The 21,486-nt window shown below is 45.0% G+C and carries 25 protein-coding genes; 20 read left to right on the forward strand and 5 right to left on the reverse strand.

Annotated features, from left to right (window positions below; translation table 11 throughout):
• Nucleotides 1–131: 131 nt before the first annotated feature.
• Nucleotides 132–677 (reverse strand): TetR/AcrR family transcriptional regulator, encoded by a 546-nt coding sequence (locus tag SOI44_RS07670; RefSeq protein WP_331348623.1) that lies wholly within the window; start codon nucleotides 675–677, stop codon nucleotides 132–134.
• A gap of 120 nt (nucleotides 678–797) precedes the next feature.
• Here SOI44_RS07670 and SOI44_RS07675 point away from each other — a divergent pair, with 120 nt between their 5' ends.
• The 13 genes from SOI44_RS07675 to SOI44_RS07735 all read left to right on the forward strand — a co-directional run bounded on the left by SOI44_RS07675 (nucleotide 798) and on the right by SOI44_RS07735 (nucleotide 10,516).
• Nucleotides 798–1,436, forward strand: a complete 639-nt coding sequence (locus tag SOI44_RS07675) for a hypothetical protein (RefSeq protein WP_331348624.1) — start codon at nucleotides 798–800, stop codon at nucleotides 1,434–1,436.
• A 52-nt stretch (nucleotides 1,437–1,488) separates the two neighbouring features.
• Nucleotides 1,489–2,193, forward strand: coding sequence for a DNA/RNA nuclease SfsA (locus SOI44_RS07680; RefSeq protein ID WP_331348625.1), 705 nt, complete (start codon nucleotides 1,489–1,491; stop codon nucleotides 2,191–2,193).
• A gap of 14 nt (nucleotides 2,194–2,207) precedes the next feature.
• Complete coding sequence (locus SOI44_RS07685) at nucleotides 2,208–3,524, forward strand: MATE family efflux transporter (protein WP_331348626.1); 1,317 nt, start codon at nucleotides 2,208–2,210, stop codon at nucleotides 3,522–3,524.
• A gap of 157 nt (nucleotides 3,525–3,681) precedes the next feature.
• The gene (locus SOI44_RS07690; protein WP_331348627.1) at nucleotides 3,682–3,951 is read left to right on the forward strand and encodes a hypothetical protein; all 270 of its coding nucleotides are present in this window, start codon (nucleotides 3,682–3,684) and stop codon (nucleotides 3,949–3,951) included.
• Nucleotides 3,948–4,259 carry a type II toxin-antitoxin system RelE family toxin gene (locus SOI44_RS07695; protein ID WP_331348628.1) on the forward strand — a complete coding sequence of 104 codons (312 nt, stop codon included), beginning with the start codon at nucleotides 3,948–3,950 and terminating at the stop codon, nucleotides 4,257–4,259. Before SOI44_RS07690 ends, SOI44_RS07695 begins: the two co-directional genes overlap by 4 nt.
• 104 nt (nucleotides 4,260–4,363) lie before the next feature.
• Nucleotides 4,364–4,732: a RidA family protein gene (locus SOI44_RS07700; protein ID WP_331348629.1), complete on the forward strand. Its 369-nt coding sequence runs from the start codon at nucleotides 4,364–4,366 to the stop codon at nucleotides 4,730–4,732.
• Nucleotides 4,733–4,734: 2 nt separating this feature from the next.
• Complete coding sequence (locus SOI44_RS07705) at nucleotides 4,735–5,553, forward strand: SagB/ThcOx family dehydrogenase (RefSeq protein ID WP_331348630.1); 819 nt, start codon at nucleotides 4,735–4,737, stop codon at nucleotides 5,551–5,553.
• Between the two features lie 33 nt (nucleotides 5,554–5,586).
• Nucleotides 5,587–5,877, forward strand: a complete 291-nt coding sequence (locus tag SOI44_RS07710) for a DUF5963 family protein (protein ID WP_331348631.1) — start codon at nucleotides 5,587–5,589, stop codon at nucleotides 5,875–5,877.
• Between the two features lie 2 nt (nucleotides 5,878–5,879).
• Complete coding sequence (locus SOI44_RS07715; RefSeq protein ID WP_331348632.1) at nucleotides 5,880–6,203, forward strand: nucleotide pyrophosphohydrolase; 324 nt, start codon at nucleotides 5,880–5,882, stop codon at nucleotides 6,201–6,203.
• 36 nt (nucleotides 6,204–6,239) lie between these two features.
• Nucleotides 6,240–8,015, forward strand: coding sequence for a DUF2075 domain-containing protein (locus tag SOI44_RS07720; RefSeq protein ID WP_331348633.1), 1,776 nt, complete (start codon nucleotides 6,240–6,242; stop codon nucleotides 8,013–8,015).
• 336 nt (nucleotides 8,016–8,351) lie between these two features.
• Nucleotides 8,352–9,005 (forward strand): DUF3990 domain-containing protein, encoded by a 654-nt coding sequence (locus SOI44_RS07725; protein ID WP_331348634.1) that lies wholly within the window; start codon nucleotides 8,352–8,354, stop codon nucleotides 9,003–9,005.
• A gap of 29 nt (nucleotides 9,006–9,034) precedes the next feature.
• Nucleotides 9,035–9,427, forward strand: coding sequence for a hypothetical protein (locus SOI44_RS07730; RefSeq protein ID WP_331348635.1), 393 nt, complete (start codon nucleotides 9,035–9,037; stop codon nucleotides 9,425–9,427).
• Between the two features lie 6 nt (nucleotides 9,428–9,433).
• Complete coding sequence (locus tag SOI44_RS07735; protein WP_331348653.1) at nucleotides 9,434–10,516, forward strand: MFS transporter; 1,083 nt, start codon at nucleotides 9,434–9,436, stop codon at nucleotides 10,514–10,516.
• A gap of 48 nt (nucleotides 10,517–10,564) precedes the next feature.
• Here SOI44_RS07735 and SOI44_RS07740 read toward each other — a convergent pair whose 3' ends face one another.
• Both SOI44_RS07740 and SOI44_RS07745 read right to left on the reverse strand, forming a co-directional pair.
• Nucleotides 10,565–11,326 carry a DUF6179 domain-containing protein gene (locus tag SOI44_RS07740; RefSeq protein WP_331348636.1) on the reverse strand — a complete coding sequence of 254 codons (762 nt, stop codon included), beginning with the start codon at nucleotides 11,324–11,326 and terminating at the stop codon, nucleotides 10,565–10,567.
• On the reverse strand, nucleotides 11,320–11,838 hold the full coding sequence (locus SOI44_RS07745; protein WP_331348637.1) for a DUF6323 family protein: 519 nt from the start codon (nucleotides 11,836–11,838) through the stop codon (nucleotides 11,320–11,322). Before SOI44_RS07745 ends, SOI44_RS07740 begins: the two co-directional genes overlap by 7 nt.
• Nucleotides 11,839–12,153: 315 nt before the next feature.
• On the opposite strand from SOI44_RS07745, the gene SOI44_RS07750 reads away from it, so the two are divergent.
• The 3 genes from SOI44_RS07750 (at nucleotide 12,154) to SOI44_RS07760 (ending at nucleotide 14,450) form a co-directional block, all read left to right on the forward strand.
• Nucleotides 12,154–13,524: an AAA family ATPase gene (locus tag SOI44_RS07750; protein WP_331348638.1), complete on the forward strand. Its 1,371-nt coding sequence runs from the start codon at nucleotides 12,154–12,156 to the stop codon at nucleotides 13,522–13,524.
• 82 nt (nucleotides 13,525–13,606) lie between these two features.
• Nucleotides 13,607–13,900: an iron chaperone gene (locus tag SOI44_RS07755; RefSeq protein WP_331348654.1), complete on the forward strand. Its 294-nt coding sequence runs from the start codon at nucleotides 13,607–13,609 to the stop codon at nucleotides 13,898–13,900.
• Between the two features lies 1 nt (nucleotide 13,901).
• Complete coding sequence (locus SOI44_RS07760) at nucleotides 13,902–14,450, forward strand: histidine phosphatase family protein (protein ID WP_331348639.1); 549 nt, start codon at nucleotides 13,902–13,904, stop codon at nucleotides 14,448–14,450.
• 2 nt (nucleotides 14,451–14,452) lie between these two features.
• Here SOI44_RS07760 and SOI44_RS07765 read toward each other — a convergent pair whose 3' ends face one another.
• Together SOI44_RS07765 and SOI44_RS07770 are read right to left on the reverse strand one after the other, a co-directional pair.
• Complete coding sequence (locus SOI44_RS07765; RefSeq protein WP_331348640.1) at nucleotides 14,453–15,427, reverse strand: phospholipase D-like domain-containing protein; 975 nt, start codon at nucleotides 15,425–15,427, stop codon at nucleotides 14,453–14,455.
• Nucleotides 15,412–15,966 carry a PLD nuclease N-terminal domain-containing protein gene (locus SOI44_RS07770; protein WP_331348641.1) on the reverse strand — a complete coding sequence of 185 codons (555 nt, stop codon included), beginning with the start codon at nucleotides 15,964–15,966 and terminating at the stop codon, nucleotides 15,412–15,414. The genes SOI44_RS07765 and SOI44_RS07770 overlap by 16 nt, the downstream gene beginning before the upstream one ends.
• 144 nt (nucleotides 15,967–16,110) lie before the next feature.
• Between SOI44_RS07770 and SOI44_RS07775 the strand changes: the two genes are divergently transcribed.
• The 4 genes from SOI44_RS07775 (at nucleotide 16,111) to opp3C (ending at nucleotide 21,483) form a co-directional block, all read left to right on the forward strand.
• A complete protein-coding gene (locus tag SOI44_RS07775) occupies nucleotides 16,111–17,472 on the forward strand; it encodes an MATE family efflux transporter (protein WP_331348642.1) in 1,362 nt (453 codons plus the stop codon).
• A 317-nt stretch (nucleotides 17,473–17,789) separates the two neighbouring features.
• Nucleotides 17,790–19,430 (forward strand): peptide ABC transporter substrate-binding protein, encoded by a 1,641-nt coding sequence (locus tag SOI44_RS07780; protein ID WP_331348643.1) that lies wholly within the window; start codon nucleotides 17,790–17,792, stop codon nucleotides 19,428–19,430.
• Nucleotides 19,431–19,506: 76 nt separating this feature from the next.
• Nucleotides 19,507–20,442 (forward strand): ABC transporter permease, encoded by a 936-nt coding sequence (locus tag SOI44_RS07785; RefSeq protein WP_331348644.1) that lies wholly within the window; start codon nucleotides 19,507–19,509, stop codon nucleotides 20,440–20,442.
• A gap of 3 nt (nucleotides 20,443–20,445) precedes the next feature.
• On the forward strand, nucleotides 20,446–21,483 hold the full coding sequence (gene opp3C / locus SOI44_RS07790) for an oligopeptide ABC transporter permease (RefSeq protein WP_331348645.1): 1,038 nt from the start codon (nucleotides 20,446–20,448) through the stop codon (nucleotides 21,481–21,483).
• Nucleotides 21,484–21,486: the final 3 nt, after the last annotated feature.

Below are 21,486 nucleotides of genomic sequence, written 5' to 3' on the forward strand. Positions count from 1 at the left end.
GGTCAACCCGTTGGAATACTATCTCAATAATCGTAAGTAAATACAAACGTAGCGCCGTATACGGAAAACCGTACGTACGGTGCAACGGGAGGGTCGAGCCGCTAACGCGGCTCACTCTACCCTATTCTTTCTTACTGTACATTCAGCAAGGTAAAGGAGCCTTCCGGCTTAAAGGACAAGGCAATGTCAGCTATCTGTTCTGGTGTTTCTTTCATCTGATGGTTCATCCACAGCAGCATATTGTTGTAGATGCCGCCGATATGGTAGGAAATCTCAAACTGGCGTGCAGAGCCGATTTCATCTTTTACAGCATCAAATTTGAAGCAGGTATTCAGCACATCCAGTAATAGATAGGAAAGATGATTCCTATGGATCAATAACAGTTCTTTCCTGTGTGTATAAAAGGTTGTAAAGATCTGCAGGGTGTATGCCTCAAAGCTCTTATCCTTCCCGCTTTGATAGGCAGCCAGATATTCCTGCATGATATGCATCAGAACATAGCGGATGATATCTTCTTTTGTATCAAAATGCCGGTAGTAACTGGAACGGTTCACACCGGCTTTTTGTGTGATTTCACCGATCGTAATCTTTTCATATGGCTTCTTCTGCATTAACAGCAATAACGCCTCGGCAATATACTGCTGAATCACTTCTTCATTCAATCCTTGTCTGCGCATAGCATCAATTCTCCCAGTTTTGTTGCTGGAGACGTCTGATTTCTTTCCTATAGCAACAATTGTGTCTATTATTCTAGTGCCACGTGGAAATGCGTACAAGAAGAAAGTCAGGTAAACGCAATGAAAGAAATCACAAAAGATCTGTATCAGTTTTCTGTCTATATTCCACCGATGGATTTTACGATTCATCAGTACCTTCTTAACTGTGATCCTGCCATTTTATTTGCGGCAGGCACTGTCCAGCAGGCACAGGCCATCCTGCCGGATCTGAAAAAGATTCTGAAGGAAAAGCCATTGAAATATGTCTTTGTCTCACACATGGAATCCGATGAGGCAGGAGGACTGAATGTCCTGCAGAAAGAATGGCCGGATCTTAAAGTGATCTGCGGCCAGCTGTGTGCAAGAGAGCTGCCGGGGTTTGGATACAAGGGAGAAATCCTGGCAGAGAAAGCAGGACAGGAAGTCAATGATGGCGATCTGTCTCTGCAGTTCTTTGATTATCCTTCGGAAGTACATCTGCAGAATGGCCTGCTGGCCTATGAAAAGAATACCGGCATCTTCTATTCCGCTGATTTGTTTCTTCGCTACGGCAATGACGTTGGCAGGACCATCCAGGCTGACTGGAAAACAGAAGTCGATGCAATCAGTGAGGAAAGGGTTCCTAATGCGGATGAAAGAAGAAAGCTGCAGGAGACACTGAAGACAATCAAACCGTCATTTGCGGCCGTCGGGCATGGTTACTGTGTGGACTGTCAGTAAGAAAATGGCACAGAAACTGTTCTTTGATCCGATACTGCAGGAAGGCATGATTATGAAACGCAATTCGCAGTTTACGATGGATGTCTTCCTGCATGGGGAAACGATCCGCTGTCACTGTCCGGCTGACACAAGAATCGGTGATGTCATACTGAAGAATATGGCATGTCTTTTGTCATATCATGATGATCCGAAGCGGAAACTGAAGTATACCGTTGAAGCAGTATCCTTTGACAATCTGAATGAAGCACATAAGAACTGGGTTGGCATCAACCTGATTCTCTCCAACCGCATTGTGGCGTTTCTGCTGCAGACACATCAGTTAGATGACATGGTATCCAGCTATGACACCATTCGCAGAGAAGTAACATTTGGAAAGCTCAAATTGGATTTTCTGGTGGGCAGCACTTATCTGGAAGTCAAAACACCATTGACTACAGTGAATGTGAAATATGGCTCTGACATCCAGACAAAGAAAGTCACGCCTTTTTCTTCTACAGGACGGTTTCAGAAACATATTCTGGAACTTGCAGATTCGCTTGCTTCACATGAACGGGCTATTCTTCTGACCGTGAATCAATACATTCCTACCGATCTGAAACCGCATCTGCACAGCACGCATTATGAAGAGGTAAAAGAGGATATGGAGAAGGCAGTGGCATCAGGCATTGAAACCTGGAACATTGATCTTTGTTTTGAACCAGATGGTGTATCTCTGTATGATCTGCGGAAAACTACAGCACAATCTATGCACTTTTAGTACAATTGGCCAGTATGCAGAACGATATCTTTACAAGCATGCCTGTTCATAAGGCATATTTCAAAGCAGCCATGCCGGTTGTCATGGGCATGGTTGTTTCTCTTGTCTACAACCTTGTAGACACATGGTTCATTGCCAGGACCCAGGATACTTCCCTGGTAGCTGGCGTTTCACTCTGTGCACCGATCTTTTCCTTGATGATTGCCTTTGGCGACATCTTCGGTCTTGGGGCAAGCACAGCCATTTCCCGCTTTTTAGGCCAGAAGGACTATGAAAAAACGGGCCGGATGAGTTCATTTGCCATCTATGCCTCGATTGGTACGGGTGTTGTCACAGCACTGGTTCTTGTACTTCTTCGCTATCCCATCTTGCATCTGTTGGGAGCTAGAGAAGATACACTTTCCTATGCCATGCAGTATTACATCTGGATTGCCATTGGCGCTCCGGCCATCATCCTGAATATTGTGCCTAATAACCTGTTAAGAACAGAAGGATTTGCCAGCAAAGCCATGGTCTGTACCATCATCGGTTCCATCATGAATATCATCCTGGATCCGATCTTCATCTTCACACTGCATATGGGTGCGGCCGGTGCAGCCATTGCCACTGTCATCAGTAATATCATCTCGGATATTCTCTTCCTGTATGTCATTCATCACCATGCAAGCTATCTCTCACTGGATATCCATAAGGCAAAAGCAGAAAGCCAGCTTGTCAAAGAGATGCTTGTCATTGGTATCCCCGCATCGATTACCAATACAATGCAGAGTCTGGCAGTGCTATTAACAAACAGGTTTCTGTTACCGTATGGCACAAATCAGATTGCGGCCTATGGCATTGCGGCCAAGGTGAACATGGTCAGTGTACTGATCATGGTTGGCTTTGCCTTTGGTGCCCAGCCATTACTGGGATACAGCTATGGTGCCAATGACAAAGCACGCTTAAAGGAAGTCATTCACTTCGATATTCTTGTCGAATGCATCACTGCTTTTCTCTTCCTGATCATCTCCATGATCTTTGCCCCGCAGCTCATTCAGCTATTCATCCATCAGGCAGATGTGATCAAGGCAGGTGAAAACATCCTGCGCTGCATGATGATCACAACTCCTGCCATTGGTATCGTTCTTGTCTGCACAACCCTGTTTCAGGCAGAAGGAAGAGCCATGCCAGCCTTTATCCTGTCGATTTCAAGACAGGGTGTCTTCCTGATTCTTTTCCTGGTCATCCTGTCTGCCATCTTTGGCTATTGGGGTGTGCTGTTAGCACAGGCTGCCGCAGATATCGCAACATTACTGATTGGACTTGCCTTCCTGAAGAAAATAACTGCATAACATCATATCCATGATGACCTGTTTCTTTATGGGAGACAGGTTTTTTGTGCATCATTTGTTAGATGAATATTTGCTTATCAGAGAAACGCAAAGGATGAATTCTATATTGAATTTATCGTATATACAGTATATATAATATATGAAAGGAAGTACTCATATGACTGCAAAAGCAATGAATTTTAAATTCGAAGAATCTGAAATAAACGATATGAAGCATGTTGCTGGCGTATTCCATATGTCCGTAACAGATTTAGTTAAGAATGCTTTGAAAGAGTATATTGGTGAACTCAAACAGGATCCCTTTTACAGGCTCACTGCAAATGTAGAAGATGCGGATGCACAGGAAACTTCTGAAATTCTCTCTGAAATTGACAAGCTGTCTGATGATGATCTTTCCATTGCGTCAAAAAAGCAGGTTAAATTATGAGCAGTAACACGGCCCGAAAAGACGTTCTGTATGAGATCCAGTATACGAAGGCTGCAGAAAAGTTCATGCGGAATCGTGAAGATGTGCGTACAGAGTATGAAAATGCAATACATGAACTGCTGATTGGAGAACATCCGGAAAGTATTAATATCAAAAGGATAATGGGGAAACATGCAGTCTACTACAGGATCAGACTTGGAAATTATCGGGTTGTCTATACGACTGTTAACGAAATGATTGTAGTCATTTGCACGATTCTGGCTGGACCGCGTGGTGATGTTTACAAAAAGATGAATGGACTGAAATGAATCAAGCTGCCTGTTTCTGAGAGAGACAGGTTTTTCGCTGCCTCAGACAGCAGCTTTATGGCTATACTGCATACATGAGACATATATGAAAAGAGGAAACGAAGATGAAAGAGATTATGACAAAAGATGCACCGGCAGCGATTGGACCGTATGCACAGGGTTATGTTTCTGGAAACTATGTTTTTACATCCGGACAGATTGGTGCGGATCCTGTTACAGGAAAGGCATCGGAAGGGATTGCTGCGCAGGCAGAGCAGTCCTGTAAGAATGTTGGTGCGGTGTTAAAAGCAGGCGGCAGTGACTATACCAAGGTGGTCAAAACAACATGCTATCTTGCCGATATGAATGACTTTTCTGCTTTCAATGAAGTGTATGCAAAGTACTTTACAGGCAAGCCGGCAAGAAGCTGTGTTGCCGTCAAGACACTGCCGAAGGGACTGCTGTGTGAGATTGAAGCAGTTGCGGAGCTTTGAATATGACACAGGAAGAAATACAGAAGCTGATCCAGGACAATCGAGATTTCCTGAAACCAATGGAAGATGTCCCGGATTATCAAAGTGATCAGGATCTGAAGAAACCGCAGCCGCCGCTTGTCAAAGAGGCAATGACAGATCACAGCATCAAACTGCCTGTAAACTATCAGGATCTTCCTATTGACAATGATTTTCTGCATGTGATCAACAGCCGGCAGTCTCATCGTGTGTATACACAGCAGAAGATGAGTCTTTTGCAGCTGAGCTATCTGCTCTGGTGTTCACAGGGTGTCAAAGGAATCCGTGGAAAGCAGTATGCCACATTGAGAACCGTACCATGCGGCGGGGCACGCCATGAATTTGAAGTATATATGGCCATTCAGAATGTAGAAGGGCTGAAAGATGGTCTTTACCATTACCTGCCGATGTCTCATTCCATTGAACTGTTAAAGACACTGCCTGACATGAAAGACTTCATTTCCAGATCACTGGATGGTCAGGTCTGGGCCGCAAAAGCCAATGTTGTGTTTTATTACAGCTATGTCTGTTACAGAGCAGAATGGCGCTATGGCATCTATGCCGGTAGAATGATCATGGCAGATGCCGGCCATATCAGTGAGAATGTGTATCTTTCTGCCACAAGTATTTCTCTTGGTGGATGTGCGATTGGTGCAGTCAATGGGAAACTGGCAGATCAGACATTCGGTCTGGATGGCAATGAGGAATTCATTCTGTATGCCATGACGGTCGGAACAATATCAACACAGGACAAAGACAAGGAAGACGATATCTATGCCTTTGTAAAGGAGCAGGGACTCTGAGGGTATAATAGCTTTGCGTCATCCGGAGGCTGTATGGTGAAGAAGAAAAACATCAGAATCGTGATTGCACTGGCTGTGGGATTTGTACTTGCAATGATTTGCATGAGCATTGCCATCTATTCTGGCTATACACAGGCATACCGCACAGATGTAAGTACACTGACAGTACGAATACTTGGCATTCCGATTTATCAATTGACACAGACTGGTGCAAAGTATACCGGCAGCTCCATGGGACCTTATATGGGTGCTGTTTGTGGAATCTTCATGATACTTTCTGTCTGTGTGGAAGAAACCATTCGAAACATGCACAGGAGGAAATGATAATGATCTCTGATCAGACAATCAAACGCATCATTCAGTTTACAAAAGACCGTGACTGGGATCAGTTCCACAGTCCGGAAAATCTGGCTAAATCTATTTCGATTGAAGCAGGCGAACTGCTGGAATGTTTCCAATGGGATGGCGGACATTATGATCATGATGCCGTCAAGGAAGAGCTTGCGGATGTGATGAACTACTGCATCCTTCTTGCCGATAAGCTTGGCGTGGATCCGGATCAGATTATCAATGAAAAGATTGATCAGAATGAGAAGAAATATCCTGTAGAGAAGGCAAAAGGGACAAGTAAAAAGTATACTGAATTATAAGGATACAGAATGACTGCGTTACAGGGGTGAGAAGGAATGGATAATCCGGTGATTTATCAGATCAGGGATAATGAGGCGTCATTGAAATGCCTGGAGAATGAGCTGGAAACAGGAACAGATCAAAAAGATGCAAAATTCATTCTCCGCTATCCAACCGTGTATATTCATAATCTCAAAGGCAGCGATCATTATGAGGTGTACATTGGAGAGTCCAATAACATCATCCAGAGAACCCTGCAGCACTATGAGACGGCAAAGCAGGATGATACCTGGCAGCACCGTTTTGTGCAGGATGACAATGCCAGATTGTTTATCATTGGGCACGATCATTTCAATAAATCTTTGACTTTGGATGTGGAAAACCGTCTGATGCATTACATGCTTGGCGTACAGAAAGTGGAAAGAATCTACAACCGCCGTGGCAATGAGCAGGACAAGTACTTTCCGGAAGAAGAATTCAATGAGATTTTCCGGCGTATCTGGAAGCAGCTCCATCATCTCAATGCCGACTTGTTTCCAGAACAGCGCATCATTGAAGATACAGATATTTTCAAGGCGTCACCGTTTCATAAGCTGACTGATGACCAGAAACGTGACAAAGAAATGATTCTTGAAATCATTGATACTGCTTTGCAGAGTCAGGAAGTTGGTCAGCTGATCTTTGTCTCAGGTGAAGCAGGCACAGGCAAGACCGTTTTAAACAGCAACCTGTTCTATGAACTCTGTAATATAACAAAACCGGATGGCTCTGTGTATAACTGCCATCTGATTGTCAATCATGATCAGCAGCTGAAGGTATACCAGCAGATTGCCAGAAAACTTGGCATGAAAAGCGTGGATAAAGACATTGTGACCAAGCCGACAACATTCATTAATAACCATTTGGGTAAGCCGCCGGTGGATGTTGTGTTTGTGGATGAGGCACATCTGCTCTGGACACAGGGCAAGCAGTCTTATCGTGGAAAGAATCAGCTGGAAGACCTGCGGCATATGGCAAAGGTGACGGTCATCATGTTTGATGAACACCAGACCCTGCATACCCAGGAATACTGGGACCCTGCCTATGTCAGGAAACTGAAGATGGAGGCAATGGCCCAGAAGAAAACCAAGGGTATCAGCTACTACTTTGAGCTGACAAAGCAGCTGCGCATTCAGGGCAGTCAGGAAACTGTGCACTGGATCCGTAACTTCACAGATCATCTGCAGCTGGATCCTATCCCCAAAGATGATAAGTATGATCTGCGTATCTTTGACAGTCCGGATGAACTTGAGCGTGCCATCCGTGCCAAAGCATCCAATGAAAAGACAAAGTTATCCAGGATACTTGCAACATTCGATTGGAATTATATTGATCAGAAGAAACCAGCAGATGGTACATACTGGTATGTTACAATTGATGATTGGAAAATGCCTTGGAACCTGCAGCTTCCAAGGAAAGCTGACAGCAGGAAACGGCAGAAACTGCTGAAAGAAATGTCCTGGGCAGAACAGCCGGTTTCCATCAATGAAGTCGGCTCTACCTTTACGATTCAGGGCTTTGATCTGAACTATGCCGGTGTGATTCTGGGGCCGTCTGTGAAGTACAGAGATGGAAAGATTGTGATCGATCCATCCAAAAGTGCAGATAAGAAAGCAACCCAGTACCGCACCCTTTCCAATGGAAACCGGGCACAGTTTGGGGAAGCCTTCATCCGCAATGAAATCAATGTATTGCTGACAAGAGGAGTACAGGGCTTGTATCTGTATGCCGTGGATGATGAACTGAGAGAAGCTTTGCAGAAGGCGGCAGGCCATCAGCGCATTCTGCATTGAATGTGAGAAATGTCTCATTTCAGGTAAAGGTGGATTGCAGCTGGTATGCCGGCTTCTAATGGTTGCAAAATGCTCGCTATAAGCAAATGAAAAATGTTCCAGTTGAATCAAAATATATATTAGTGCTGCAGTACCATCTGCAGACGTTCCAGATGAAAAACAAAAAGAAAGAAAGATAAATCAAAACCCGCACCTGATGATTAATCGGCAGCCAAACACTCTGATGGTCTGTCAGGAAATTGCAGATCAAACTGGCTGATGGCGGAACTATTAGATAAACTGAAAGCATTGAAGCAGTCTTTGCCTGATAAGATGATGGTATGAGGGAGGATTAATATGAGTGAGTTAGTGCTGTATCATGGTTCTCCTAATGAGGTTGTTAAGCCTGCGTTTGGTCTTGGTGATGATAAACACGATTATGGACGTGGCTTTTATCTGACAGATGATATTGAACTGGCTGGTGAGTGGGCAGTGAGTCGTCCTGATCAGAAGAATGGGCGGATCCATGAGTATGTGCTGGATACTTCTGATCTTCGTATTCTTGATTTTCAGCAGCTGAATATTCTTGCCTGGCTGGCCGAGCTGATGAAACATCGTGATGCATCGGATTCCCACCGTTACCATGTCCTTGCGTCCTTATTCATAGAACAGTATGGCATTGATTCATCCTCTTATGATGTGATCAAAGGATGGCGTGCCAACGCATCATACTTTTATATTGCCCGTGAGTTTGTGCGTGACAATATAGATGTGGATATTCTGGAGGAACTTCTTTCTCTGGGTGGTCTGGGAATTCAGTACTGCATTAAGTCAGAACGAGCATATGAACATCTGAAAGAGAATACGGATCATCTGCAACTGGCATCCTTTGAACGTTTTAATGAAGCGTATAACCGACGTGACAGTGACGCAAGACAGAAAATGCATGAGCTGATTGATTCGGATGCCAATAAGGTAGTGAATGTATTCAGTACATTGATCAAGAGGTGATACGTATGCATGCATATGATGAATCATATTTGGATTGGGTTGTAGAGACACAGGGTAAGCTGTTTGATTCTGTGGCTGTGAACTATCCGGATAAGGATACAAAAGATTTCATATTGTCGTATATGCAGAGTCAGACAAGAAAGTATATTGATGAGTCACAGGCGTATGTAAATACGATGGATCCACAGGAATTGTGGAACTACTTTCTGAAAACAGATCACTATCAAATGAAGAACGGACAGGCACTGACAGGCTTTCTGCCTGACTGGATCGGTGAGTTTTATGCGTATTATCAGTGGTATTACAATATACCAAGTGCCAAATTAATAAAGAAAGTGCCAATTGATTTCCTGATCCGGGCATATCCAGGCATGCATGATCTGGATCTGGAACTGGCTGTAAAAAAAGTTGGCAGACTTTGAAAAGGCATTGGCAGAGGCAGTGCTGCTTTGACACTGACTATTTACAATCTTGTGCAGGCAATATCATGCATGATTGCACCAAATACTGTATCAAAATGCAGTCTGAAGAAAGTGGTAATCATGGGTACGATACTATTAGTTGGCGCAACATTCCTGCTTTCTCTTAGTCCTAATGTCCATCTCATGTATGTTCTGCAGGCCGTCATGGGCTTTGGCGCTGGCCTGATCGGTACAGTCACAGTAACAACCATGATCAACCACTGGTTTAACAAAGATAATGCTTTCATGGTATCTATTGTCATGGGATGTTCCGGCATCATTGGTGCCATCATGTCAATGGTAATTGGCGGTGTGATTTCTGCCAGCGGCTGGCGGACAGCCTATCGTATCACAGCATTGATCATGCTTATCCTGAACCTGCCGGCATTATTACTGCCGATTGCCATGAAACCGGAAGAGGTGGGAAAACAGCCATTTGGCGGACCGGTCAGTGTCTTACAGAAGAAAACATCTTCTGATAAGGCTGTGAAAGTATCTGGTGCTTTGATGGTTATTGTTCTGATTTTCTCCTTCTGTGCCAGTATGACGACTGCTTTGCCACAGCACTTTCCTGGTCTTGCCCAGGCAGCGGGCATGGCAAAAACCGGATCACTGATGATCAGTGTATGCATGGTGATGAACACAGCTGGCAAAGTTCTTCTTGGCATTCTGATCGATAAGATCGGATCAAGAAAGGCAGTATCCATTTTCTGTGCAGCAATCTTCCTTGGTGCGCTGCTGATCTTCAGCATTCATAACAGTGCCATCTACCTGCTGGCAGCCGGCTTATATGGCTTATGCTATTCGATTGCGACGGTTGGTCCCTCTACCATCACCAGAGAAATGTTTGGCTCTGACAACTATGCAAAGGTCTATCCAAAGTGCGCATTGTCTACAACCATCTCCAATGCTTTGGGTACAACATTGATTGGTGTTCTCTATGATGCCAGCGGCTCTTATACTGGTACGATGATCCTGATGATGGGATTGTGTATTGCCGCGATTGTATTACTGCAGAGTGCCTATGCCAGCAGGCAGAAGATGGTGTAACACATTTTGCTGTAAGAAACATTGGTGTTACTGAAACACTATACATTATCATTTCCTTATGCTTTGATCTGCAGGACCAGCTGCAGGAATTACAATCCTGGTGATTGCCATGTGCAGATATTTCTGCAGCTTTTCATCTTCGCAATTTGCCTGTAAATCATCATACAGGTGCTTACAAATGGCATTTCTGTCTATGACATGTGGAGATAAATTTACTGTATGTAGAGTAAGGGCTGTCAATACCATCGTACATAGATTCTCACAATAGGTTTGATAGCCTGGCCAGTGCCTGCTGAGTAATTCCCAGATGTTCTGTATATCTGCTGTGTGCAGAAACTTCTGTTCCAGTTCAATGCATCTCAGATAGGCATAGACTCTGTCAATACCATGCATGTTTGAAAGATCATACAGAACAGGATAACTCAGAAAGAGGGGATGAATATGCGGCGTGTAACGCACATTGCATGTTCTGAGCCAATGCGGGAGTTCTGTCTGGAAGGTTTCCTGCAGGAATTCATTATCAAAGGCAATCAGATTTTTCTGCAGAGAACGATACAGATGTTTTGCTGCAAGCAGTTTCTTTTCTGCTCTTTGCAGGCCGAAAGCATACTGATCACGGCATGAACCTGCCGTAAGACCTGTTTTATCGGCAGGTTTTTCTGCTTCCTGCAGACAGAACAATACAGCACTTATCAACTGTGCAGCTGTTTCATCATCCAGATAGGATGAACTGTCACTGTGATATGCACAGGCCAGATCACCTGTGATACCTATGATCTCTTCTCTGGAATATGTCATTTCGCTCACCATGTGCACATCTCTTTCATGGCCTGAAAATACCGGTCATGATCCCAACGGACCACGCTGTTATTGCTGTCTTCATCATCGCAGGGAACCAGGCCAGCCTGAATAGCATCCAGAAAATATGGCAGGCAGTTCTCTTCCATCTCTTCCAGATCTCCATAACAGATCTTTTCAAACTGCTCTCTCATCAGATCCAGCAGTTCTTCATCTGTGAACAGCGTCCTGGAAACTTCCTTCCGATACTGCAGAAACAGATCAGACAGTTTCAGGATCTGTTCCTCTAAGATGTCCTGTTTCATGCAGTAACAGTCCGCAAACGTTCTCATCAAATTACCGAGGATTCCTTCTCCCATTGCCAGAAGATGAAATTTCCGGCAGGAATGATGATGGTGAACGACAATTGCTTTCATCTGTGCATCTGATAGCGAAAGCCCATACGGTGCACAATCATCATTTGCTTTTGCCAGTGCGGCAAGAGCACGATTATCTTCTGACAATACAGCCAGGTCCAGTTTCATAACAGTCCTCCTTTTTTGACTTCCGTATTCTAGGATGAAGAAAAAGTTTTTAAAGACTGTTGTTTTTTCAAAAACGGAGCCGCGGTACATGATCGTATCAGGTTCTTAAAGATCTGTCAGAGAATCAGGTGATTTTCTTAGTTAGTTATAAAATTCATGAAGTTAACGATATAGGAGTCAGCTGTAATTGCCATAATAAGCTTGACGCATAACCTGATGCCATGAAGATTGAAAATATTCGCAGTTTGCTTTATACTGAAAATTAATTCAGTGAAAAATAATTCAGCAAAATTGAGCAATGGAAAGGAGGCTAAAATGTTTCTTGGCAGAGAAAAAGAACTAAAAGAACTGAAGGATCAGCTTTCTTCAGATGGGAAGACAGCAGTACTTATTTATGGAAAGCGCCGTATTGGAAAATCTACGCTGATTGCCCAGGCATCCAGATCCTTTAATGGGATTGTCATCAATCATCTGTGTGTGCAGAGTACGTTTGCTGGAAATATTGAGATGTTAAGCCGCAGTGTATGCATGGCTCTCAATCTTCCGCAGCTTCATTTCAGCACTTTGATGGATCTGTTTGATTCTCTGAAAGCGCAGAAGAGCAGAATGCTAGTGATTCTGGATGAATATCAGTATCTGAAAAACTCTGGAAAACGTAATGAAGTGGATTCCTATATGCAGGATGTCATTGATCATTTGAATGCTTCTGTAAAGCTGATTTTATGCGGCTCATATATAACGATTATGCGCGAACTGCTGGAAGAGGAGAATCCTTTGTTTGGCAGATTTACATCCGTGATTCATCTGGAAGAATTCAATTATCTGGAATCTGCCGGCTTCTACCCTAAGGCATCTGTCAGACGGAAGATTGAGAATTATGCTGTGTTTGGCGGCTCTCCTTACGTTCTTTCAACATTGAATCAGAGTCTGAGCCTGGAAGAAAACATTAAGAAACTTCTGCTGCCAGCAACCGGCCTATTGAGAATTCATATCGAAAATGTCATGCTGAAAGAGATTCAGAAAGCGTATGATACACGCATTTTTGCAGTCATTGGAAACGGAAAAAAACGTTACAGTGAAATTAATGATCTGCTTGGAACAGATAATAATGGCCTTCTTGGCAAGCAGCTTACCAATTTGATGGACATGGATGCTGTAAAGCAGACTTTCCCGATTAACCGCCCCAATGACAAGAAAAAGTGCTTCTATGTGATTGATGATAATCTGATGCGATTTTATTTTACTTTCATTTTTGGATATGAAGGAATTATGGCCAGACTTGGTGCAGATGCATTCTTTGACCTGTATATCAAAGATAAACTTCTTGAATTCATCAGCTGGCGCTTTGAAGATATCGCCCTTCAGTACTTTGAAATCAGGATCAGACGTGGGCTTGAAAAAAACATTCTGGATCTGGGATCATTCTGGTACGATGATCCAGCCACAAAGACAAATGGTGAATTTGACTGTGTCCTGAAGACATTAGAAGGATACGAGTTCTATGAATGCAAGTTTTATAAAAATCCGATGAAGCTTGCAGAATGTAAGAAAGAAGCTGATCAGGTTAGAAAGATCAGAAATCTCAATTGCAGCAGAATCGGATTTATCTGTCTTTCCGGGTTTGACTTTTCTTCAGATGAATACAGGCTGATTTCCGGAGACGATCTTTTCAGTATGGATGCATAAATCCAAATGGAAAAATATAGGAGTGTATATGAACCCAATTGATGAATATATTGCAGAGTAGGATGAATCTCTGCAGCCAGATCTGAAGGAAGTAAGAGATGTGATCCGCTCGCAGCTGCCAGATGCTGTGGAAAAGATAGCATGGGGTATGCCTACCTGGTGGGATCAGCACAATCTGATTCATATGGCATGTGCAAAACATCATATCGGCATCTATCCTGGTGGAGATGGTGTAGAATACTTTACTGCTGAGCTGAAAAGGCGCAATCTTCGCTTCAGCAAAGGTGCGATTCAGATTCCCTATGGCGATTCTCTGCCATTGGATCTGATCAAAGAGATTGCGGTCTGGTGCGGTGAACATCATAAGGAGAAATGATATGGGAAAGATTTATTTTGTCCGCCATGGACAGACAGTCTGGAATGTGGAAAACAAGATCTGTGGATCTACAGACAGCCCGTTAACAGAAAAGGGAAGACAGCAGGCTAAGGAAACCGGCATGGAATTAAAAGCCAGAATCGATGCCGGTGAAGTGCACATTGATGAGATTCTGTGCTCACCTTTGAGCCGTGCCCATGATACGGCAGTTGAAATTGGAAAGATCGTGAATCTGCCCGTACGTGTGGAGCCAAGACTGCGTGAGCAGTGCTTTGGCAAATGGGAAGGCCTGGCCCGTGACAGCCATGAATTTGCCATGGCAAGACTCCATTTCTGTGACAATTATGATGGTGGAGAGTCCATGATGAAAATGGCACAGCGCATCTATAATCTGCTGGATGAGCTGAAACAGGATACGGATAAGACATATCTGCTGGTGGCACACAATGGCATTGCCAGAATCACCGAATCTTATTTCCATGATATGAGCAATGAAGACTTTGCGGCATATGGCATCAAAAACGGCCAGATCATCGAATACGATTTCTGATATCACATCTGTGACGCAAACAGTTTGACAAAGCCAATGGCCATTTTCTGGAAGACATTCTCTTTGATCTCACCTTTCTGCATCTGGTGAGAAACCGCAAATGTCTGTAACATGTCATCTTTGATATCCATGACTTTCCTGGAACCACAAAGATACGTACCGTTTTCAAAGTGGAGATAGAGTGATCTGTAATCAAGGTTGATCGTACCAACGGTGGCCGTTTCATCATCACTGACAAAGATCTTGGCATGGTTGAAGCCGGGTGTATATTCATAGATCTTTACACCGCCTTCGATCAGATTCTGATAGAACGATCTGGTAAGATACCAGACCATTTTTTTATCTGGAACACCTGGTGCCAGAATCCTGACATCCACGCCTCTTTTGGCAGCCAGGATCAATGCATTCTCCATGTCTGTATCAATGATCAGATAGGGCGTGGAGATATACACATATTTCTTTGCATGATTGAGAATGTTGACATAGACATTCTGTCCGGTGCTTTCATTGTCAAAAGGGCTGTCTCCATAAGCACAGATATAACCATCTGTTTCTGCAGGTTTGTTCTCTGCCTTGAAGATGGTAAAGTCTTCATCTGTTGGCCGCAGGGCATTCCAGTTTGTCAGAAACATGACCGTATAGGACCAGACTGCTTCTCCTTTGATGCGGATGCAGTTGTCTTTCCAGTGGCCATGCTTTACTTTCTGATTGATATATTCATCGGCCAGATTGATACCGCCGGAGAAGGCAGCCGTGCCATCAATCACCATGATCTTCCTGTGATCACGGTGATTCATGACGGCACCGATGATCGGATTGAGCTTATTGAAACGCACACACTTGATGCCATCCTGTTCCAATTGTTTTGCATAGGAGGCAGGCAGTGTTGCCAGAGACCCCATGTCATCATACATGACACGCACATCCAGACCCTGTGCTGCTTTTTCTTTCAGGATTGCCATCATGCCATCCCACATGATGCCCTGTTCAATGATGAAATATTCCAGGAAGATAAACTTCTTTGCTTTTTCATCTCTTCCAGCATGACGGGATAGCCGTCATCCCCAAGTGGATAATAGTCAAAGCCGTTATTGTGGTAAACGGGGAAGCCTGCGGTTGTGCTGAGATAATGCACATCACCGGAAAGATCCGGCTTTTCTGTTACAAAGTCCTGCAGTGTTTTCGTATCCCGCTGCAGGTATTTACTGTCTTTTTTGGTCTCTTTGACAAGCGAAATCGTTGTCTTTGAGCTGATCAGATTGGCACCAAGGAACAGATAGATCAGAGTGCCGGGTACCGGAAAGATCAGGATCAGCAGGATCCACATCATATCGAAGGACAGATGGCGGGAATTGTTGATGATGGTGATGACAAGAACAACACTCAGAAGCCGCAGAACAAGATCAATCCAGGCAAAGCTTATAAAGAAGTGGAACAGGCTCAGGATCAAAGCTATTTCAAGGATGCCGCCCAGGATCAGAATCAGCGGCCGCAGCAGTTTCTCAAGATATTTCATTGGCAAAGCCCTTCCAGACATAATATATGCCGATATGTTCTCATTATACGGCGTCCTGCCAGAACAAATTTCCAACATTTGGAAAAACAGTAAACACCATGTCATATCTTTGTTAAAGTTACTGCATCAAAAGGGAGGAAGAAGATGGAAGGAACAGCAGAGACATATGACCGCAGGGCACTGCTTCAGGAGACGGTAAAACTGGCATGGCCGGCCGTACTTGAAAGCTTTTTTATTTCACTGGCAGGCATGATTGATACGATGATGGTGTCTTCTCTTGGCACCTATGCCGTGGCAGCCGTCGGTTTGACTACCCAGCCCAAGTTCATAACACTGGCTGTGTTCTTTTCAACAAATGTGGCAGTTTCTGCTCTGGTGGCAAGAAGAAAAGGACAGAATGACCGCCGTAATGCCAATGAAGTACTGGTAACAGCACTGTGGTTTACAGTGATTGTCTGTATTGCTTTGAGCATCCTGTCTGTTGCATTTGCCAGCCCTATCATTAAGCTGTGCGGTTCAAATACGGATACTTATGATGCGGCTGTTGTCTACTTCCGGGTCATTCAGGGCGGCATGATCTTCAATGTATTGACCATGGTCATCAACGCAGCCCAAAGAGGTGCCGGCAACACCAGAATTGCCATGACAACCAACATCGTTTCCTCCCTGGTCAATATCTGCTTCAACTATTTACTGATCAACGGCAACTTCGGTTTCCCGGAATGGAGGCTGTTTGGTGCTGCTGTGGCTACTGTATTGGGAACCGTCGCATCCTTTGTGATGTCATTACAGTCTCTGTTTAAAAAGGATTCTTTTGTTTCAATCCCATATATCATCAAAGAAAAAGTCAGTGCTTCATGGCATGTCATGCAGTCCATCTGGCATCTGACTTATAACCTGCTGATTGAAAACTTCGCTATGAGAGTCGGCTTCATGGCAACGGCTGTCATTGCCGCAAGGCTTGGTACCGATGCCTTTGCGGCCCATCAGGTCGGCATGAACTTTTTAAGCCTGACCTTTTCCTTCGGCGATGGCATGCAGGTAGCAGCAGTTGCTTTGATCGGCCGTTCCCTTGGTGAAAAGAAACCGGATCTGGCAAAGATCTATGGCAGCCTCTGCCAGCATGTCGGCCTGGCCATCTCGATCATTGTTGCCATCGTCTTCTTCTTTTTCGGCAAAGCATTATTCTCCTTGTTCTTTAATGCCCCTGACATCCTGTCTGATGGTGTACTGATCTCACGGTTCATCATCGTCATTGCCCTGTTTCAGATTTCCCAGGTCATCTACGGCGGCTGTCTGCGCGGGGCTGGTGATGTCAAATACTGTCTGTTTGCCTCACTGCTCAGTGTTACCATTATCCGTACCTTTATCACCTGGCTGTTAACATCGGTATTTGCACTTGGTTTGACGGGCATCTGGCTGGGTGTTCTCTCAGATCAGTTCTCCAGATTTGTACTTCTAAGGCATCGTTTTGAAAAAGGTGCCTGGACACAATTGCGTATCTGAAACGATACATCAGCGTATCTTCTCAGGAGATATGCTTTTTTTGTTTTTAAGAAAAAAGCAGAATTTATTTCTGAAGATATGGAATTGCAAGGTACGTATTCTGCTGAATTTGTCTTTCAATAGCACAAATTGTTAAGAAAAAACAGAAAAAGATGAGAAAAGATTGATTTACGCGCAGAAAATTTATGTCCGATGAAAACAATTACATGAAAAATACAGGCCAAGTGAACAAATTATGAAAAAACTATGAAATCTAATATTGTAATTTTCAGATTTGGCCTTAAAATTACAATTAATTCCAGAGAGGGGGAATAAAAATGACAGCTTACAAGAAACCACTGGCATTGGCTCTTGCATTGGCAATGCTGGCGGGCTGCGGTGGCAGCGGCAGTGGTACTGCGGCAGCCAGCAGCGGAACATCATCTGGATCCGGCAAGACGGTAACCGTCGCAATGGATGCAGATCTGAACACAATGGATTATGAATATGCAACAGATGGCAACTCCTTCATCATGCAGTCAATGTGTGAAGCAGGACTGGCACAGCTGGATGCAGAGGGTCAGGCACAGCCTGATCTGGCGGAGAGCTGGGATGTGAGTGATGATGGCAAGACCTATACATTCCATCTGCGTGATGGCATCAAGTGGTCCAATGGCGATCCGGTAACAGCTGCAGATTTCGTCTATGGCTGGCAGCGTCTGGTTGATCCGGATCTGGCATCCGAATACAACTTCATTGAATCTACAATTGGCGTGGTAAACGCTGCTGATGTTATCTCCGGCGCCAAGGACAAGAGCGAGCTTGGTGTTGAGGCAACAGATGACAAGACATTCGTTGTTCATCTGACCCAGCCGTGCAGCTTCCTGCTGTCACTGATGGCATTCCCGTCCTTCTTCCCGCTGAACCAGAAGTTCTTTGAGTCTGAGGGCGACAAGTATGCACAGAGCGTTGATGATCTGCTGTACTGCGGCCCGTATACAATGACCGACTGGCAGACAGGCAACCAGTACACATTCACAAAGAATGATGATTACTGGGATGCATCCAATACAGATGTGGATACAGTGACCTTCAAGTTCCTGCAGGATACACAGTCCGCAATGCTTGAATATCAGTCTGGTAATATCGATGTTGTCAAGCTGGCAAGTGAGCAGGTTGATGCCTATAAGGATCAGGAAGGCTTCACAACACGTCTGCAGGGCTATGCATGGAGACTTGATTACAACTTCGACAATACAACACTGCAGAACAAGGATCTGCGTGAGGCAATTTCTCTTGCCATTGACCGTGACAGCATTGCCACAGATGTACTGAAGGATGGCTCCGTCGCTGCGGAAGGCTTCATTCCGAAGGAATTCGCATATGGACCGGATGGCAAGGACTATCGTGAGACAGCCGGTACACTTGTGAAGGAAGATGTCACTGCTGCTCAGGCTGCCTATGCAAAGGCAAAGGAAGCTCTGGGTGGAGATGTCACTGTTACCCTGTTGTTCGAGGATTCTGAAGCCAGCAAGGCTGTGGCTGAGAACCTGCAGCAGCAGCTGCAGACAAATCTGCCTGGTCTGACTGTCAACCTGGATTCCAAGCCGAAGAAGACAAGACTGGATCTGATGACAAAGCATGATTATGAGATTGGTCTGACAAGATGGGGCCCTGACTATGCTGACCCGCAGACCTATCTGGATCTGTTCAAGTCTGATAAACCAGGCTATACAGGCTCTTACAGCAATGATGATTACAATGCACTGCTGAACAAGGCTGAGACTGGTGATGATGCGGCTGATTCTTCTGCACGCTGGGCTGATATGGTTGAAGCTGAGAAGATGCTGCTGGATGATTATGCAACCTGCCCGGTATATCAGAATGGCGGTGCTATGATGATCAATCCGAAGGTTACAGGAATTGAGTTCCACAACGCAGGTGTCGATTCCTATCGTCATATGAAGAGAGCTGCTTAAGGCTCATTCATCACAAAACGATCATGGAGCGGGTTTGCTATAAACTCGCTCCATTCTAATTTAGAAAGGATAGTTTATGACAAAATACATACTGAAGCGATTGCTGATCAGTATCCTGACCCTGCTGGTCATCATCTTTGTCCTGTTCCTGATGCTCGATCTCATGCCAGGCTCCCCGTTCAACGATGAAAAACTGACCGCAACCCAGAAGGCTGCCCTGTATGCCAAGTACGGACTGGACAAGCCATTCTTCGTGCGATTCCTCAAATACCTCGTCAATATGCTGCATGGAGATCTTGGTGTCTCCTACGTACTGACCAAGAACAGATCCGTATCGGCAATGCTCATGGGCCCGCTGGGTGTATCCATCCGCATTGGTGCTCAGGCCATGGTGCTTGGCTCTATTCTGGGTCTCTTGCTTGGCATTGCCGCAGCACTGCATCACAACAGCTGGATCGATTCTCTTTGCTCAGTGGTTTCTATTCTGGGTGTTTCTATTCCATCTTATGTATTCGCCCTGCTGCTGGCCTTCTACATCGGCTTCAAGCTCAAGTGGGCACCGATTCTCTACAACACTGCCATTCCCTTCTCTTCCAGTGTTCTTCCTACCATTGCACTGGCCATGTTCCCGATGGCCAACATCTCCCGTTTCACCCGTTCTGAAATGATCGATGTACTTGGTTCTGATTATATTTCCCTGGTTGAGGCAAAGGGCGTCAAGGAACGTCCGCTGATTCTCCACCATGCTCTGCGTAATACACTGATTCCGCTGGTTACCATCATGGGACCGCTGCTGGTCAACCTGCTGACTGGATCCATGGTCGTAGAAAAGGTGTTTGCCATTCCCGGCATCGGCATGCTGATGGTGCAGGCTATTCAGTCCAATGACTATAACGTTGTCATCGCCTGTGCCTTCACGTATTCGGCGATGTACATCATCATGATGCTGATTGTGGATATTCTCTATGGCGTGATTGATCCTCGTATCAGAGTGGCGAAAGGAGGAAATTAACAGATGAGTGAAACAAGCAGACCTGTTTTGACAGATGAAGTCATTGATGACTATACAGAAGATGATTTCAAATTTGTCCATCAGAATGAAAAGCTGCATGACAAGGTGTACAAGACAACATCGTATGCCCATGACGTCTGGGTATCCTTCTGCAAGAACAAGGGTGCTGTTGTCGGCATGGTCATCATTCTGATCATTATCTTCTTTGCCATTGTCGGCCCGATGATTTCCGGTTATTCCGGCGAAGCCATCAACCAGGCAGAGCAGTCACTGCCGCCCCGTATTCCGGGTCTTGAAAAGCTTGGTATCTTTGCCGGCAAGGAAAACGGTGTCAATGTCTATGCCCAGAAGGGACTGACCAATGTGTATCACTGGTTTGGCACCGATACCAACGGCCGTGATCTGTTCACCCGTGTGTGGGAAGGCACCCGTGTATCTTTGATCATCGCCTTTGCCGCAGCCATCATCGATATCGTCATCGGTATGTCCTATGGCCTGATCTCCGGCTACTTCGGCGGCAAGGTTGATATGGTCATGCAGAGAATCGTCGAAGTGCTCAACGGTATTCCGACATTGGTTGTTGTCACCCTGCTTGGACTTGTACTGCCAAGCGGCATTACTTCCATCGTATTTGCCTTGATGATCACCGGCTGGATCGGCATGTCGCGCATTGCCCGTGCTGAAATGCTGAAACTCAAGGAAAGTGAATATGTCCTGGCGTCCAGAACCATGGGTGCCAAGAGTTTCTACATCATCTTCAAGGACATTATGCCCAACATCTTCGGACAGCTGATCATCATGTCCATGTTCTCTATTCCCAATGCCATCTTCACTGAAGCCTTCCTGTCCTTCGTAGGTCTGGGCATCCAGCCTCCTCAGGCATCCCTTGGCTCTTTGATCTCTGATGGCTACAAGTCCATGACCGTGCATCCATTCATTCTGGTTGCGCCGATCATCGTGCTGGCTCTGCTGATGCTGAGCTTCAACCTGTTCGCAGATGGCATTCGTGATGCCTTCGATCCGAACCAGAAGCAGGGATAAGGA

Origin of the sequence: Lactimicrobium sp. (assembly GCF_036453465.1) — a bacterium.
Classification (GTDB): Bacteria; Bacillota_I; Bacilli_A; order Erysipelotrichales; family Erysipelotrichaceae; genus Bulleidia.